Genomic DNA, 15,244 nt, shown 5'->3' with positions numbered 1-15,244 from the left:
GCGCACGCGCCAGCCGTAACCGTAGGTGTCGGGCGGAGTTGAGAAGTCCGTGGAAGAGACCATGGGAGTCACGTCAGCCGCGCACATCCCGAAGCAGCGCGGAGAATCCTTGCTGGACACGGCCGTGCGATACGCGGAAGAGCGCCACTGGGACGTGTTCCCGGGGACGTGGCTCGAGTCCGTCGAGGGGGCCGAAATCTGCTCGTGCGGTGACACCGCGTGCACGACACCCGGCTCGCACCCGGCGCGCGAGGACTGGGCCACGCTGGCGACGGGCAGCGCGACCGGCGCCAGGCGCCTTTGGACCAAGCAGCCGAAGTCGTCGATCCTGCTGCCCACGGGCCGTACGTTCGACGCGATCGACGTCCCCGAGACGGCCGGGTTCCTCGCGCTCGCCCGCATGAAGCGCATGGAGCTGACACTCGGCCCCGTGACCTGCACGCCCGACCGCCGCATGCAGTTCTTCGTCCTGCCCGGCGCCACGGCCAAGGTCCCTGACCTGGTACGCAAGCTGGGGTGGCCGCCGGCCGCGATCGACCTGGTCGCCCTCGGCGAAGGTTCGTACGTCGCGGCGCCGCCCACGCGCTTCGGGGCCACCGGCGCCGTGCAGTGGGCGTGCCGCCCCACCGCGGCGAACCGGTGGCTGCCCGACGCCGAGGAGATCATCTCGCCGCTGGCGTACGCGTGTGGGCGTGAGGCGCGGCGGTAGGGGCTCCGGGGCGCACGGACGCCGGACGGGCCGGTTTTCCGGCTCCCGTCCGGCGTTCGTGCTTCCCCCCGACGTATCGTGCGGAAACGGCGACGAAAGGCGGACACGGTGACCGAGGCAGTACCGCCCGCGGCGGTCAGAGTGCAGGGGCTGTGGAAGGCCTTCGGCCCGCACGTCGCGGTCGCCGGGATCGACCTGGCCCTCCCCGCGGGCAAGTTCATCGGCCTCGTCGGCCCGAACGGCGCCGGGAAGACCACCACGCTCTCCATGGTGACCGGCCTCCTGCGGCCGGACCGGGGCACGGTGGAGGTCGTCGGCCACGACGTATGGTCCGACCCCGTCCAGGTCAAGGCGCGCATCGGCGTCCTCCCCGAGGGGCTGCGGCTCTTCGAGCGGCTCTCGGGGCGCGAACTCCTCGCGTACACCGGAAGGCTCCGCGGACTGCCGGGCGACGAGGTCGACAAGAGAGCGACCCAGCTCCTCGACGTACTCGACCTCGCGGGCGCCCAGCACAAACTGGTCGTCGACTACTCGACCGGCATGCGGAAGAAGATCGGCCTCGCGGCGGCCCTGCTGCACAACCCCGAGGTCCTCTTCCTCGACGAGCCCTTCGAAGGCGTCGACCCGGTGTCCGCGCAGATCATCCGCGGCGTCCTGGAGCGCTACACCGCGTCCGGGGCGACCGTCGTCTTCTCGTCGCACGTCATGGAGCTGGTCGAATCGCTCTGCGACTGGGTCGCCGTGATGGCGGCGGGACGCATCCGCGCGCAAGGCACCCTCGCCGAGGTGCGGGGCGGCGCCCCCTCCCTCCAGGAAGCGTTCCTCGAGCTGGTCGGCGCGGGCGGCCGTGACAACGGCTCGCACCTCGACTGGCTCGGCGGCGGCGCCCGATGAGCGCGCCGGCGGCGGCGCCCACGCCCTCCGGCACCCCCGGCGCCCCCGCCACCCCCGTCACCTCCGTCTTCGTACGACTGAAGCTCTCGCTCCTGCGCAACGGCCTGCACCAGTCGTCGGGCCGCCGCGCCGCCTACATCGCCTCCGTCGTCGCGGCGCTCCTCGTCGCCGCCCTCCAGCTCCTCGGCCTGATCGCCCTGCGCGGCAACGAACACGCCGCCACCGTCTCCGTCCTGCTCACCGCCGTGCTCGCGCTCGGCTGGGCGGTGATGCCGCTGTTCTTCCCCAGCGGCGACGAGACCCTCGACCCCACCCGCCTGGTGATGCTGCCGCTGCGCCCGCGTCAGCTGGTGCGCGCGCTGCTCGTGGCGTCCCTGGTGGGCATCGGGCCGCTCTTCACGCTCTGCCTCGCGCTCGGCGCCGTGATCTCCCTCGCGCACGGCGCGGCGGCGGCCGTCACCGGCGTCCCGGCGATCGCGCTCACCCTGCTCGTCTGCGTGGCCCTCGCCCGCACCGTCGCCGCCGCCAACATCCGGCTCCTGACCAGCCGCAAGGGGCGGGATCTGGCCGTACTGAGCGGTCTGGTCATCGCGGTCGGCGCGCAGGTCGTCAACTTCGGGGCACAGCGGCTCGGTTCCTCCGGGCTCTCGCAACTCGACCCGACGGCGGACGTCGTGCGCTGGATCCCGCCCGCGTCGGCGATCGGCGCCGTCGACTCGGTGAGCGAGGGCTCGTACGCGACCGGCATCGCACAACTCGCCCTCGCCGCCGCCGCGCTCGCCGCCCTCCTCGCCCTCTGGCAACGCAGCCTCACCCACCTCATGACGACCCCCGACGGCTCGACGCTCGCGGCGTCGGGCCCCGCCAAGGCCCGCTCGACACGCGGCCCGGGGCGCCTGCTCCCCGGCGGACGCACCGGCCCGGTCATGGAGCGCAGCCTGCGCTACGTGTGGCGCGACCCGAAGACCAAGGCCGCCTGGGTGACGTCCCTGGCCATCGGCCTCATCGTGCCGCTCTTCAACGCCCTGCAAGGCACCGGCTCCATCTACTTCGCGTGCTTCGCGGCCGGGATGCTCGGCGTCCTCATGTACAACCAGTTCGGCCAGGACACCTCGGCGTTCTGGATGGTCGCGATGACGATCTCCTCTACGTACGACGCGTACATCGAACTCCGCGCCCGCGCGCTGGCACTCCTGGTGATCACCCTCCCGTACGCGGCCCTGGTGACGGTCATCACGGCGGCCGTACTCGGCGACTGGAGCGGCCTGGCGGAAGCGCTCGGCCTCTCCTTCGCGCTGCTGGGCGCGATGCTGGCGACGGGCGCCTGGTCCTCGGCCCGCTTCCCCTACTCGATCCCGCAGGAGGGCTACAAGAACGTGGCCCCGGGGCAGGCCGGTCTGGCCTGGATCTCGATCTTCGGCGGAATGGTCGCGGCGGCCCTGCTCTGCGCCCCGGTGCTCGCCTTCACCATCTGGCTGCACGTCTCGGGCGCGGCGTCCTGGTCCTGGGTCCTGCTGCCGCTCGGCGGGGCCTACGGAGCGGTGATCACATACTTCGGCCTGCGCCTCGCGGCGCCGAGGGTGGCGCGCCGGCTGCCGGAGATCCTGCTGGCGGTCAGCAAGGGCTGAGGCCGGGGTCCGCAGCCCGTACACGCAGACGACCCGCGAGCCGTGGTCCCCGCCGTACGGAACGGCGGGGAGCCGGCCGGACTCACCGGCGGCTCGCGGGTCGGGTGACTGCTTGGGATTGGGCCGGCTGCACGCACATCACACGTGCTGGTCCGGCGCCGAAATCGAGTTGCGACGACGGGCCACTAGCCCGCAGTCACCTCACGCGTCCGGTTTCCATACATCTGCCGAACCACCTCCCTTCGTGTGTACTGCCACCCTAGGAACGGCCTTGTCCGACGCACAAGCGATTTTCTGAGGGCTTTGCCCGGGGCTTCGGGGGCAAGATGTGGGGCAACGATTTCGTCGAACTTCTGGGAAGTACCTGTGGGCTGCGTCACGTTCGAGTTCAATGATCTGACGTGCGGTACATGCGGAACTCGCAGAACATGCAGCTCATGAGGACACGGCCTGCAGGGGGTGCCAGGTGAGTGCTTCCCGGCGTAGCGGAACCACCGACGAGTTGGGGCCTGACGGGCCCGAGCCCGGTGGGGCCGAATTGCTTGCGGCATTGCTGGACGGGATGGACGCCGCGTTGTGTGCGTTCGACGCCGACGGCGTGGTGACGCACTGGAATCGTGAGGCCGAGCGAATTCTGGGGTGGTCGGCGGCGGAGGCCGTCGGGCGGCGCGGGTTCGCGGGGTGGGCGGTGCGGACCGCCGATGCCGAGGAGGTCGAGTCGCGGCTCCTGTCGGCCATGGAGGCGCAGGGGCGTCAGGTGCACGAGTTCGCGCTCCTGACGAAGGACGGCGGACGGGTGCTCGTGCGGACCCAGTCCGCGGCGGTACGGGGCGGGGACGGAAAGCCCGCCGGGTTGTACTGCGCGTTCAGCGAGGTGCACGCGCAGATCGACCTGGAGCGGTCCATCGCGCTGAGCGAGGCACTGTTCGAGAACGCGTCGTGGGGCGTGGTGCTCGTCGACGCCGATCTGCGTCCCGCGGTGGCCAACGAGCATGCCGCGCGAGCCCTGGGCATGGGGCGTACGGCTCTGCTGGGACGGCCGCTCGGGGAGTTGCTCGGGCAGGGCGTGGAGGAGCTGGAGAGCGCGCTGAGCCATGTGCTCGCCGAGGGTGCGCCGCCCGCGCCCGCCGAGATGTGGCTTTCCGTGCAGGCTTCGGAGAGCGGTGAGCCGGAGCGGCGCTGCTGGCGCAGCGGCTTTCTGCGGCTGGCGTCGCCGCTGGCGGAGGAGCCTGTTCCGCTGGGGGTCGCCTGGCTCTTCCTGGATGTGACGGAGGCCAAGCAGACCGAGCAGGAGGCGGCGCAACTGCGCTTCCGTTCCCAGCAGTTGCACCGTGCGGCGCGGGCCGCGGGCGAGTGCGAGGATCCGATCGAGGCGGCCACGGTCCAGCTGGACTTCGCCCTCGCGGGGTTCGCCGACCACGCGCTGATCGACTTGGTGGCGGGGGGCGCCGGGGCCGCGGCGGGCGAGGAGGGGCCGGTGCGGCTGATCCGCGTCGCCGCGACGCCCGCGGGTGCGCCCGGTCCGTGCTTGCCGGTGGCCAAGGCGGGCCTGCCGGTCCGCTATCTGGAGGGCCACCCGGCCCCGCAGTGCGTGGACCGGGTGGGTTCCGTACGGACCAGCGCCGGCACCGCTCCTCCCGAGCGCGCCCGGGAGTGGGCTGCGGCCAGGCAGTGGCCGGAGGACTCCGTGCACGCGTTGTGCGCGGTGCTGCGCAGTCGGGGGCGGACGCTGGGCGTCGTGACGTTCTTGCGGAGCGCCAGCCGCACACAGTTCGAGCGGGCGGACGCGGCGTACGCGGAGAGCGTCGCGGCCAGGGTTGCGTCCTCGCTCGATCTGGCGGAGGCGCTGGGCGCGGAGTGAGGGTCCGCTGCGCGGGGCTGGGCGCGGGTCGGGGGTGGTGCTGGTGCTCTGCGGGGGCGCTGCTGAGGCTTCCGGGCCGCCCGCCTCGCGGCTGATCGCCGTGGACTACGACGTCAAGGGCGGCCGGTGGAGGTGCGCGCGGGGGCGGACGGCGTCGAGGTCACCGATACCGGGCCGTCCATCGCCGCCGCGACCGCCCGCGCCCACGGGGCGCGGACGACCGCCAGGGCCGACCGGGCAGGTGACTCAGCGGCGGTAGAAGATCCGGTCGCCGTACTCGGCGAAGACACGGCCGTTCCACTCGTGCCCGCCGTCCACGTTCCCCGACCGCAGCAGCGGCGGCTGGACGCCCCGTTCGGCGAGCTGCTCGACGGCCGTGGCCATCACCGCCTGCATGATCGCGTTGGCGACCACGCTGGACGCGGGCCCGAACGGCGCCTCGACCGTGTCGAGACTGAGCTCCGCGTCACCGAGGGCGATCTTTGAGTCGATCACCACGTCGCAGTGGTCCTTGAGGAAGGTGCCGGAGACGTGCCGCGACTTCGTCTCCGTCGCGTACGCCACCGACGTCACCCCGATGACCTTCAGGCCGAGCGCGCGGGCGTTCATCGCCATCTCCACGGGCAGCGAGTTCCGCCCGGAGAGCGAGATGATCACGAGTACGTCGCCGGGGCGGGCCGGTGAGGAGTCGAGGACGGCGCCCGCGAGGCCGTAGACCCGCTCCAGGGCGGAGCCGAGCGTGGCGGGCATGACGTCGACGCCGACGACACCGGGGACGGCCAGGAGGTTCATCAGGGCGAGGCCGCCCGCGCGGTAGACGACGTCCTGGGCGGCGAGCGAGGAGTGCCCGGCACCGAAGGCGAAGAGGCTGCCGCCGGCCTCGACCGCGTCGGCGAGCAGCGTGCCCGCCGCGTCGACGTTGGCGCTCTCCTCGTCGCGGATCCGGCCGAGCAGTCCGATCGCGGCGTCGATGTACTGACCGGCCAGCTTGCTCTCGCTCTTCGAGCCCATGCGCCGAGGAACCTTTCCGGGTACGTATGTGTTCTGTACGTAAGTCCTGCACGTATTTCCTGCACGCTTTTCCCGTGTGCCGCGGATCACGTTGCGGTCTGGACCAGTGCCCTGTCAATACGGCCCGAGCACGCCGTCGAGGCCGTCAGGACCGGGTTTTCCCCTGGCGCGACCCGGTTGTCAGCGGTATGCGTCAGACTTGATGCCAGGGCCGGCCGCACGAGCGAGATCTGAGGGGCACCCATGTCGGGGCTTATTGACACCACTGAGATGTATTTGCGCACCATCCTCGAGCTGGAGGAGGAAGGTGTGGTCCCCATGCGCGCCCGGATCGCCGAGCGGCTCGATCAGAGCGGGCCGACGGTGAGCCAGACGGTCGCGCGCATGGAGCGCGACGGCCTGGTGGCCGTCGCGAGCGACCGCCATCTGGAGCTGACGGAGGAGGGCCGCAGGCTCGCCACCCGCGTGATGCGCAAGCACCGCCTGGCGGAGTGCCTGCTCGTCGACGTGATCGGCCTGGAGTGGGAGCAGGTCCACGCCGAGGCGTGTCGCTGGGAGCACGTGATGAGTGAGGCGGTGGAGCGCCGCGTCCTGGAGCTCCTGCGCCACCCCACCGAGTCTCCGTACGGCAACCCGATCCCGGGCCTGGAGGAGCTGGGCGAGAAGGACGGGGCCGATCCGTTCCTGGACGAGGGCATGGTCTCCCTCGTGGACCTCGACCCCGGCGCCGACGGAGCGACGGTGGTGGTGCGCCGGATCGGCGAGCCCATCCAGACGGACGCGCAGCTGATGTACACACTGCGGCGCGCGGGTGTGCAGCCCGGTTCCGTGGTGAGCGTGACGGAGTCGGCGGGCGGGGTGCTCGTGGGCAGCAGCGGCGAGGCCGCGGAGCTGGACGCCGAGGTGGCCTCGCACGTCTTCGTCGCCAAGCGCTGAAGCCTGCGGGCCGCGGAGTTCCGTTACCGGGGGTAGGTGGCAACTGTCGGTGCGCGTCGGGCAGTTGTGAAGATCCCGCGATTGCATGGGGTCCAAGATTCAGTGTGCGGAATCGCAGCGCCGGGCCGTTTTGCGTGCAAGGCTGTCGCGAGAGGCATATGACTTAAGGGCTCTTGCCGCGGCGCCGGGTCCGGCCGCCGCGGCCGTGGGAGGGGGCAGAAGGATGTGCCCATTCGGTGAGCGGGAGCGCGTACGCAAAAGGCACGGACCAGCACGTCAAGCACGTCCGGCAGACCTTGCGCGCCCGGCGGGTCTCGCGCGCTCAGCGGGTCCCGCACGTGCCGCGCGCCCGGCAGATCCCGCACGTGCCGCGCACGCAGAGGGCCCCGGCGCCCTTAGGCGCCGGGGCCTGTCCTCCCCTGTTCCGACCCGGAGCCCCGAGCTCCCGGGGTCGACCCCCTCGGACCGTTTTCCCCGAGCGGTCCGCCTCCCGCTGAAGATCTCCCCTCGGCGACGGCCGCCAATCCTTGAGCGTGGTCACTCGAACGAGGGGTGTTACCGGCGAACCGGCCGCTTTCGAAAGAGAGTTCGATAGCGTGCGGGGGTGCGTGACAGAGCCAGGCGTTCAGCCCGAGAGGATTCAAGGGGGGTGCCAGGAACCATGGTGCGGCGCATCGACGTGACAGGCGCGGACGGCGTACGCCTCGCTGCCTGGGAGTTCGCCGATCCTCCCAAGTCCACGGAGAGGGACGGGCCGACGGGAGGCGTGCTGTTATTGCACGGCCTGATGGGCCGTGCGTCGCACTGGGCGGGCACCGCCCGCTGGCTCGCCGAGCGGCATCGCGCGGTCGCACTCGACCAGCGCGGCCACGGGCAGAGCGAGAAGCCCGCCGAGGGCCCCTTCACCCGCGAGGCCTACGTGGACGACGCCGAGGCCGCGCTCGTCCAGCTCGGCCTCGCCCCCGCCGTGCTCATCGGCCACTCCATGGGCGCGCTCACCGCCTGGCAGCTCGCCGCGAAGCGCCCCGATCTCGTCCGCGCCCTGATCATCTGCGACATGCGGGCCTCCGCTCTCGGCGCCGCGTCGCAGCGCGAGTGGGAGGACTGGTTCAAGGCCTGGCCCGTCCCCTTCGCCACACTCGCCGACGTACGGAAGTGGTTCGGCGAGGACGACCCCTGGGTCGAGCGGCCGAACCCCTCACGCGGCGAGTTCTTCGCCGAGGTGATGACCGAGGGGCCCGACGGCTGGCGCCCCGTCTTCGACCGCGACCAGATGCTGAAGTCCCGCGAGACCTGGGTGTACGACGCGCACTGGGAGGGCCTGACCCAGGTCCAGTGCCCCGCCCTGGTCGTCCGGGGCCTGGACGGCGAGCTGGGCCGTGCCGAGTCCCAGGAAATGGTCCGCGTGCTGCCGCGCGGGGCGTATGCGGAGGTGGCCGACGCGGGCCACCTCGTGCACTACGACCAGCCGGAGGCGTGGCGCGAGGCGATCCAGCCGTTTCTGGACGGCGTCCTGACGGGGTAGTGCCCCGGCGGTCTCACGGGCTGAGGCGCTCCACCGTCCAGCCGGGAGCGGCCGCCGAGGCGGCGTCCGGCCCGCTCCGTTCGTAGCGCAGCCGGTCGTGCAGGCGGTTGGCCCTGCCCTGCCAGAACTCCACGGACCGCGGCTCGACGCGGAAGCCGCCCCAGTGCGCGGGCGCGGGCACCTGCTCGCCCTCCGGATAGCGCGCCGCCAGATCCTCGTACGCGCGATCCAGCTCGTCCCGCGTGGCGATGACCGAGGACTGGGCGCTGGCCCAGGCGCCGAGCTGGGAGCCGTGCGGGCGGGTGCGGAAGTACGCCACGGTCTCCTCGCGGGCCACGCGTTCCGCCGTTCCGGTGACGATGACCTGGCGGGCCATCGGGTGCCAGGGGAAGAGCAGCGCGATGTTGGGGTTCGCGGCCAGTTCGCGGGCCTTGCGGGACTCGTAGTTGGTGAAGAAGACGAAGCCGCGCTCGTCGTAGCCCTTCAGCAGGACGGTGCGTGAACTGGGGCGGCCCTCGGGGTCCACCGTCGAGACGATCATCGCGTTCGGCTCGTGGAGCACGCCCTCGCCGGCCGCGGCGAGCGCCTGTGTGAACCAGAGCGCGAACAGTTCGACGGGCGTGGCGGGCAGCTCGGCCTCGTCGAGGCCGTCGATGCCGTAGTGGGCACGAATGGCGGCGGGGTCGGCCAGGGCGGGGACAGAGGCAGCGGCTCGATCGGTCACGCGGTCATACTGCCGCATACGAAGGGCCTGGCGAGGGGCGGTCGCGCCCCGCGGGGAGGTGACGTGTGGCACTGAGTGCCGCATACCATCGCCAAGGGTGGCACCAAGAGATATCGTCCCGCTACCGATTCGGTTGGGTGACCACCAGCCGCACGGGGCATCACCCGGGTGACTGATCCGGAACGCGAGTCGACGACCGGAAGCCATGGACGTACCGGCTGACCGCGGAACCGGACCGGAAATGCCCACTTCTGACACATGGTCACGAGCTGTCTGTCACACCATCTGTCGCATCCATCACGAGGAGCCGCCTGATGTCCGACTTCGTACCCGGACTTGAGGGAGTCATTGCGTTCGAGACGGAGATCGCCGAACCGGACAAGGAAGGCGGCGCGCTTCGTTATCGCGGCGTCGACATCGAGGACCTGGTCGGCCATGTCTCCTTCGGCAACGTCTGGGGCCTGCTGGTCGACGGTGCGTTCAATCCGGGTCTGCCGCCCGCCGAGCCGTTCCCGATCCCGGTGCACTCCGGTGACATCCGCGTCGACGTCCAGTCCGCGCTCGCGATGCTCGCCCCCGTGTGGGGCCTGAAACCGCTCCTGGACATCAGCGAGCAGGAAGCCCGGGACGACCTCGCGCGGGCCGCCGTCATGGCGCTCTCGTACGTCGCACAGTCCGCGCGCGGCCAGGGCCTGCCGATGGTGCCGCAGCGCGAGATCGACAAGGCCGACACGGTCGTCGAGCGGTTCATGAAGCGCTGGCGCGGCGAGCCGGACCCCAAGCACGTCCAGGCCGTCGACGCGTACTGGACGTCGGCCGCCGAGCACGGCATGAACGCGTCCACGTTCACGGCGCGGGTCATCGCGTCGACCGGCTCCGACGTGGCGGCGGCGCTCTCGGGCGCCGTGGGTGCCATGTCCGGGCCCCTGCACGGCGGCGCCCCCTCCAGGGTCCTCGGCATGATCGAGGAGATCGAGCGGACGGGGGACGCGGTCGCGTACGTCAAGCAGGCGCTGGACAAGGGCGAACGGCTGATGGGCTTCGGCCACCGGGTGTACCGGGCCGAGGACCCCCGTGCGCGGGTCCTGCGCCGTACGGCGCGTGAGCTGGGCGCTCCTCGCTTCGAGGTGGCGGAGGCGCTGGAGAAGGCCGCGCTGGACGAGTTGCACGCCCGCAGGCCCGACCGCGTCCTCGCGACGAACGTCGAGTTCTGGGCCGCGATCGTCCTCGACTTCGCCGAGGTGCCGGCGCACATGTTCACGTCGATGTTCACGTGCGCGCGGACTGCCGGGTGGTCGGCGCACATTCTCGAGCAGAAGCGGACGGGGCGTCTTGTGCGGCCCTCCGCGCGGTACGTGGGGCCCGGTACGCGGGATCCGCGTGCGGTGGAGGGGTACGGGGACATCGCCAGGTAGGGGCCTTTTCCCCGGCCCCGCCCCTTCCCGAGCCAGATGCGGAGCCCCTTGGTTTCGGGAAGGGGCGGGATGAGGGAAGGCTCAGCGCAGCGCGCCCTCCACCAGCACCGTCCACTGCGCCACCACCCGATCCCTGCGCGCCCCGTCATCCGTCAGGAGATTGGCGAGGCCGAGGCCCCGGGCCATGTCCAGGAGGCCCTGGATGGTCTCCCGGACCCCGGGGCGTGACTCGTCCGCCCCAAGGAGCCGCACCGCGATCCGGTGCGTCTCCCGCCCCACCCGCGCCTCGAGCTCCGTCACCCGCGATCCCAGTTGGGGCTCGTTCGACGCCGCCACCCACAGATGCAGCGCCGCCCGGAACAAGGGCCCCGTGTACAGATCGACCAGGGCGGCCACCACCGACGCCCTGTCCTGCGCCGGAAGCTCGTTCAGGGCCGTGGAGCGCTGCTCGGCCACGTACTCCACCGCCGCCGTGAAGAGGTCCTCCCGCGTCGGGAAGTGATGCTGGGCCGCGCCTCGCGAGACTCCCGCGCGCTCGGCCACCACGGACACCGTGGAGCCCGCCCAGCCGCTCTCGGCGAGGCACGCCACCGCGGCCTCCAGGAGCCGCTGGCGCGTGGCCCGGCTGCGGTCCTGCTTGGGCGAGCGATCGGCACGGTCGCCGCGATCGCCGCGATCGGCACGATCAGCCGCTGTCACAGCACCCATGGGCACTCCCGTCGTTCAAGGAACGCCCCCATCCCCTCCCGCGCCTCCGCCGAGGCGAAGAGCCGCGCGGACAGGGTGACGAGGGAGTCCGTGTGGTGGTCGAATGCGTCGAGCACCCTAGCCGTGAGCAGCTTCTTCGTCTCGGCCAGGGCTACGGGCGCCGCCTTCCGCAGCCCTTCGAGGAGAGGCCCGAGCTCCGCGTCCACATCCTCCCCCGCCACCGTCACCAGGCCCGCCCGCGCCGCCTCCGCCCCGCCGAACCGCTCCCCGGTGAGGAAGTAGCGGGCCGCCGCACCCGGGTCCATCCGGGCGAGCAGCGGCATGGAGATGACCGCGGGCGCCACCCCGATCCGTACCTCCGTCAGCGCGAACGACGCCCCCGGCCCCGCCGCGGCCATGTCGCACACGCCGAGCAGCCCGAGCCCGCCCGCCCGCACATGCCCGTCCACCCGCGCCACCACCGGCTTCGGCAGCTCCACGACCTGCCGGAGCAGCCCCACGAAGACGGCCGGGTCCGGCGGCTCGCGCAGATCGGCGCCCGAACAGAACGTCGAGCCGGTGTGCGTGAGGACGACCGCGCGTACGTCGGGGTCCTTGCCGCAGTCGGCGAGCGCCTCCGCGAGGCCGCCCACGAGTCCCGCCGAGAGGGCGTTGCGGTTGGCGGGGTTGTCCAGGGTGAACGTGACGATGCCGCGCTGCGGGGAGGAGCAGACAAGTCCCACGGGAACTCCCTCTGATCGAGACCTACGAGGCCGGTGGCTCAGTACGACTTGGGCAGGCCGAGGGTCTGGTGCGACACGTAGTTGAGGATCATTTCCCTGCTCACGGGGGCGATCCGCGCCACCCGTGACGCCACGATCAGCGAGGCGAGACCGAACTCCTTGGTCAGGCCGTTGCCGCCGAGCGTGTGCACCGACTGGTCGACGGCCTTCACGCAGGCGTCGGCGGCGGCGAGCTTGGCCATGTTGGCGGCCTCGCCCGCGCCCATGTCGTCGCCCTCGTCGTAGAGCCGGGCGGCTTTCTGCATCATCAGGCGGGCCAGTTCGATGTCGATGTGGGCCTGCGCGAGAGGGTGCGCGATCGCCTGGTGGGCGCCGATCGGGCTCTTCCAGACGCTGCGCTCCTTGGCGTATCCGACGGCGCGGGAGAGGGCGTACCGTGCCATGCCCAGCGAGAACGCCGCCGTCATGATCCGCTCGGGGTTGAGGCCGGCGAAGAGCTGGAGCAGTCCGGCGTCCTCGTCGCCCACCAGCGCGTCCGCGGGCAGCCGTACGTCGTCCAGGGTCAGCTCGAACTGCTTCTCCGGCGCCTGGAGTTCCATCTCGATCCGCCGCCGGTGGAATCCCTCGGTCTCGCGCGGCACGATGAAGAGGCAGGGCTTGAGGTTGCCGGTGCGCGCGTCTTCCGTACGGCCCACGATCAGCGTCGCGTCGGCGATGTCGACGCCCGAGATGAAGACCTTGCGGCCGGTGAGCAGCCAGTCGCCGCTCGCTTCGTCCTTGCGGGCGGTCGTCGTGATCCGGTGGGAGTTGGAGCCCGCGTCGGGCTCGGTGATGCCGAACGCCATGGTGCGGGTGCCGTCCGCGAGTCCGGGCAGCCAGGTCTGCTTCTGCTCGTCGGTGCCGAAGCGGGCGATGACGGTGCCGCAGATCGCGGGCGAGACGACCATCATCAGGAGGGGACAGCCCGCGGCGCCCAACTCCTCCAGGACGATGGAGAGTTCCGCAATGCCGCCGCCCCCGCCGCCGTACTCCTCGGGCAGGTTCACGCCCAGGTAGCCGAGCTTGGCGGCGTCGGCCCAGAGTTCGTCCGGGTGGCCTTCGCCCGCCACGACGCCGGTCATGTAGTCGCGCCCGTAGCGCTTGCCCAGGGCGGCGACGGCCGCGCGCAGGGCCTGGTGCTCCTGTGTTTCGAGGACAGTGCTCATACGGATTGCTCCTCCTGTACGACATCTGCGGCGTTCGGGTCATCTGCGGCGTTCGCGACGTCTACGACTGCGAGCAGCGCGCCGACCTCGACCTGGCGGCCGGGTTCGGCGTGCAGGGCGGTGAGCGTGCCGGAGGCGGGAGCGGTGATGCGGTGCTCCATCTTCATGGCCTCCAGCCAGACGAGGGGCTGCCCGGCGGTGACCCGCGCCCCCTCCGCGAGCCCCTCGGCCAGGCGTACGACGGTGCCCGGCATCGGGGCGAGCAGGGAGCCGGGCTGCTGCCGGGTGGTGGGTTCGGGGAGCAGCGGGAGCGGGGTGAGGGCGGTGTTGCCGACGTACACCCGGTCCTCGCCGTAACGGCTGACGGCGAACCGCCGTCGCACGCCGTCGACTTCGAGCTCGACCGCCTCACCGGACACGGAGAGCACGCGCACGCCTTCCGCGCTGAACCCGTCCCGCGTGTGCCGGTAGCGCACCTCGTGCTCGGTGCCGTCCGGCTCGCTCCGGAAGCGCTTGACCTGCGGCTGCGACGCCAGGTTGCGCCAGCCGCCGAACCGGGAGCGCCCGTGGGCGTCGGCGAGCGCGGCGGCCAGCGGGGCGTGCGGGTCCGGCGCGGGGGCGGCGAGTTGGGCGAGATGCCGGTCGTAGAAGCCCGTGTCCATGCGGGCTTCCACGAACTCCGGGTGCCGCAGGGACCGTACGAGCAACTCCCTGTTGGTGACCGGCCCGTGGACGTCCGCGCGGTCAAGGGCGCCCGCGAGGCCGCGCAGGGCCTGTGCGCGCGTGGGGGCGTACGCGATGGCCTTGGCCAGCATCGGGTCGTAGTGCACGCCGATCGTGTCGCCGTCCGCGTACCCCGTGTCGAGCCGCACCCCCGGCACGGCGAGCCGGTGCAGGGTGCCGGTCTGCGGGGCCCACTCCGCTGCCGGATCTTCGGCGTAGAGGCGGGCCTCGACGGCGTGTCCGCGCGCGGCGGGCGGCTCTTCCGCGAGGCGTCCGCCCTCCGCGACCTGGATCTGCAACGCCACGAGATCGACCCCGAACACGGCCTCGGTCACCGGGTGTTCGACCTGGAGCCGGGTGTTCATCTCCAGGAAGTGCGCCCGCTCCCCCGCGACCAGGAACTCCACCGTGCCCGCCCCGCGATAACCGGTCACGCGCGCCGCACGCAGGGCCTGCGCGTGCAGCTCCTCCACGAGACCGGCGGTCAGGCCGGGCGCCGGGGACTCCTCGATGACCTTCTGGTGCCTGCGCTGCAACGTGCAGTCCCGTGTGCCGAGCGCCCACACGGTGTCGTACGCGTCGGCCATGATCTGCACCTCGACGTGCCGGCCGCCCTCCAGGTACGGCTCGACGAAGACCTCGCCGTCCCCGAAGGCACTGGCGGCCTCCGCACGCGCGCCCTCCAGCTCGCCTTTCAGCGCACTCATCTCCCGCACGACGCGCATGCCGCGCCCGCCGCCCCCGGCCGCCGCCTTCACCAGGACCGGCAGATCGCTCTCGGTGACGTCGTCGAGGCCCAGCGGGGCAATGCCCATGAGTTCCTTGGCGCGCGTCTTGGAGGCCATGGATTCGATGGCCCCGGGCGGCGGTCCGATCCACGTAAGACCGGCGTCGATGACGGCGCGCGCGAAGTCCGCGTTCTCGGAGAGGAAGCCGTAGCCGGGGTGGACGGCGTCCGCGCCGGCCGCCTGCGCGGCCTTCACGACGAGATCGCCGCGCAGATACGTGTCGGCGGGGGCCGCGCCCGGCAGCCGTACGGCGGAGTCGGCCTCGCGCACGTGCAGGGCGTCCGCGTCGGCGTCGGAGTACACCGCCACGGTGGAGATGCCCAGGTCGCGGCAGGTACGGAAGACGCGGCACGCGATCTCGCCGCGGTTGGCCACAAGGATGGAGCTGATCATGG

At 71.9% G+C, this 15,244-nt stretch carries 13 protein-coding genes; 7 read left to right on the top strand and 6 right to left on the bottom strand.

Annotated elements, in window-relative coordinates; translation table 11 throughout:
- Nucleotides 1-61: 61 nt before the first annotated feature.
- The 4 genes from IE226_RS26395 (at nt 62) to IE226_RS26380 (ending at nt 5,092) form a co-directional block, all read left to right on the top strand.
- The gene (locus tag IE226_RS26395) at nt 62-709 is read left to right on the top strand and encodes a bifunctional DNA primase/polymerase (protein ID WP_190083861.1); all 648 of its coding nucleotides are present in this window, start codon (nt 62-64) and stop codon (nt 707-709) included.
- A 108-nt stretch (nt 710-817) separates the two neighbouring features.
- Nucleotides 818-1,603 carry an ABC transporter ATP-binding protein gene (locus tag IE226_RS26390; protein WP_190083860.1) on the top strand — a complete coding sequence of 262 codons (786 nt, stop codon included), beginning with the start codon at nt 818-820 and terminating at the stop codon, nt 1,601-1,603.
- A complete protein-coding gene (locus IE226_RS26385; RefSeq protein WP_190083859.1) occupies nt 1,600-3,231 on the top strand; it encodes a transporter in 1,632 nt (543 codons plus the stop codon). The genes IE226_RS26390 and IE226_RS26385 overlap by 4 nt, the downstream gene beginning before the upstream one ends.
- A gap of 466 nt (nt 3,232-3,697) precedes the next feature.
- Nucleotides 3,698-5,092, top strand: coding sequence for a PAS domain-containing protein (locus tag IE226_RS26380; protein WP_190083858.1), 1,395 nt, complete (start codon nt 3,698-3,700; stop codon nt 5,090-5,092).
- 246 nt (nt 5,093-5,338) lie between these two features.
- Here the strand turns inward: IE226_RS26380 and IE226_RS26375 are convergent, their stop codons facing one another.
- Nucleotides 5,339-6,103: an SIS domain-containing protein gene (locus IE226_RS26375; protein ID WP_190083857.1), complete on the bottom strand. Its 765-nt coding sequence runs from the start codon at nt 6,101-6,103 to the stop codon at nt 5,339-5,341.
- 243 nt (nt 6,104-6,346) lie between these two features.
- Between IE226_RS26375 and IE226_RS26370 the strand changes: the two genes are divergently transcribed.
- The gene (locus IE226_RS26370) at nt 6,347-7,039 is read left to right on the top strand and encodes an iron-dependent transcriptional repressor DtxR (RefSeq protein WP_190083856.1); all 693 of its coding nucleotides are present in this window, start codon (nt 6,347-6,349) and stop codon (nt 7,037-7,039) included.
- A 661-nt stretch (nt 7,040-7,700) separates the two neighbouring features.
- Nucleotides 7,701-8,564 carry an alpha/beta fold hydrolase gene (locus IE226_RS26365; RefSeq protein WP_190083914.1) on the top strand — a complete coding sequence of 288 codons (864 nt, stop codon included), beginning with the start codon at nt 7,701-7,703 and terminating at the stop codon, nt 8,562-8,564.
- 13 nt (nt 8,565-8,577) lie between these two features.
- Here IE226_RS26365 and pdxH read toward each other — a convergent pair whose 3' ends face one another.
- Nucleotides 8,578-9,306 (bottom strand): pyridoxamine 5'-phosphate oxidase, encoded by a 729-nt coding sequence (gene pdxH, locus IE226_RS26360; RefSeq protein ID WP_190083855.1) that lies wholly within the window; start codon nt 9,304-9,306, stop codon nt 8,578-8,580.
- A gap of 296 nt (nt 9,307-9,602) precedes the next feature.
- Here pdxH and IE226_RS26355 point away from each other — a divergent pair, with 296 nt between their 5' ends.
- Nucleotides 9,603-10,703, top strand: a complete 1,101-nt coding sequence (locus tag IE226_RS26355) for a citrate synthase 2 (RefSeq protein ID WP_190083854.1) — start codon at nt 9,603-9,605, stop codon at nt 10,701-10,703.
- A gap of 81 nt (nt 10,704-10,784) precedes the next feature.
- On the opposite strand, the gene IE226_RS26350 is transcribed toward IE226_RS26355, so the two are convergent.
- The 4 genes from IE226_RS26350 to IE226_RS26335 are packed head-to-tail and all read right to left on the bottom strand — an operon-like array spanning nt 10,785 to nt 15,242.
- Nucleotides 10,785-11,411: a TetR/AcrR family transcriptional regulator gene (locus IE226_RS26350; protein WP_190083853.1), complete on the bottom strand. Its 627-nt coding sequence runs from the start codon at nt 11,409-11,411 to the stop codon at nt 10,785-10,787.
- The gene (locus IE226_RS26345; RefSeq protein ID WP_190083852.1) at nt 11,399-12,133 is read right to left on the bottom strand and encodes an enoyl-CoA hydratase family protein; all 735 of its coding nucleotides are present in this window, start codon (nt 12,131-12,133) and stop codon (nt 11,399-11,401) included. Before IE226_RS26345 ends, IE226_RS26350 begins: the two co-directional genes overlap by 13 nt.
- Before the next feature lie 38 nt (nt 12,134-12,171).
- A complete protein-coding gene (locus IE226_RS26340) occupies nt 12,172-13,338 on the bottom strand; it encodes an acyl-CoA dehydrogenase family protein (protein WP_190083851.1) in 1,167 nt (388 codons plus the stop codon).
- The gene (locus IE226_RS26335) at nt 13,335-15,242 is read right to left on the bottom strand and encodes an acetyl/propionyl/methylcrotonyl-CoA carboxylase subunit alpha (RefSeq protein ID WP_190083850.1); all 1,908 of its coding nucleotides are present in this window, start codon (nt 15,240-15,242) and stop codon (nt 13,335-13,337) included. The genes IE226_RS26340 and IE226_RS26335 overlap by 4 nt, the downstream gene beginning before the upstream one ends.
- Nucleotides 15,243-15,244 lie beyond the last annotated feature (2 nt).

This window comes from Streptomyces longisporoflavus (assembly GCF_014649775.1).
GTDB lineage: Bacteria > Actinomycetota > Actinomycetes > Streptomycetales > Streptomycetaceae > Streptomyces > Streptomyces longisporoflavus.
The sequence above is the reverse complement of the archived record's forward strand: the minus strand, read 5'-3'. Positions and strand labels throughout refer to the sequence as shown.

What these genes read in the sequence shown, in the direction of transcription:
- IE226_RS26385 (WP_190083859.1), top strand. Translation starts at nt 1,600, where the DNA reads ATGAGCGCGCCGGCGGCGGCGCCCACGCCCTCCGGCACCCCCGGCGCC.
- IE226_RS26395 (WP_190083861.1), top strand. Translation starts at nt 62, where the DNA reads ATGGGAGTCACGTCAGCCGCGCACATCCCGAAGCAGCGCGGAGAATCC.
- IE226_RS26365 (WP_190083914.1), top strand. Translation starts at nt 7,701, where the DNA reads ATGGTGCGGCGCATCGACGTGACAGGCGCGGACGGCGTACGCCTCGCT.
- IE226_RS26375 (WP_190083857.1), bottom strand. Translation starts at nt 6,103, where the DNA reads ATGGGCTCGAAGAGCGAGAGCAAGCTGGCCGGTCAGTACATCGACGCC.
- IE226_RS26340 (WP_190083851.1), bottom strand. Translation starts at nt 13,338, where the DNA reads ATGAGCACTGTCCTCGAAACACAGGAGCACCAGGCCCTGCGCGCGGCC.
- pdxH (WP_190083855.1), bottom strand. Translation starts at nt 9,306, where the DNA reads ATGCGGCAGTATGACCGCGTGACCGATCGAGCCGCTGCCTCTGTCCCC.
- IE226_RS26335 (WP_190083850.1), bottom strand. Translation starts at nt 15,242, where the DNA reads ATGATCAGCTCCATCCTTGTGGCCAACCGCGGCGAGATCGCGTGCCGC.
- IE226_RS26370 (WP_190083856.1), top strand. Translation starts at nt 6,347, where the DNA reads ATGTCGGGGCTTATTGACACCACTGAGATGTATTTGCGCACCATCCTC.
- IE226_RS26355 (WP_190083854.1), top strand. Translation starts at nt 9,603, where the DNA reads ATGTCCGACTTCGTACCCGGACTTGAGGGAGTCATTGCGTTCGAGACG.
- IE226_RS26350 (WP_190083853.1), bottom strand. Translation starts at nt 11,411, where the DNA reads ATGGGTGCTGTGACAGCGGCTGATCGTGCCGATCGCGGCGATCGCGGC.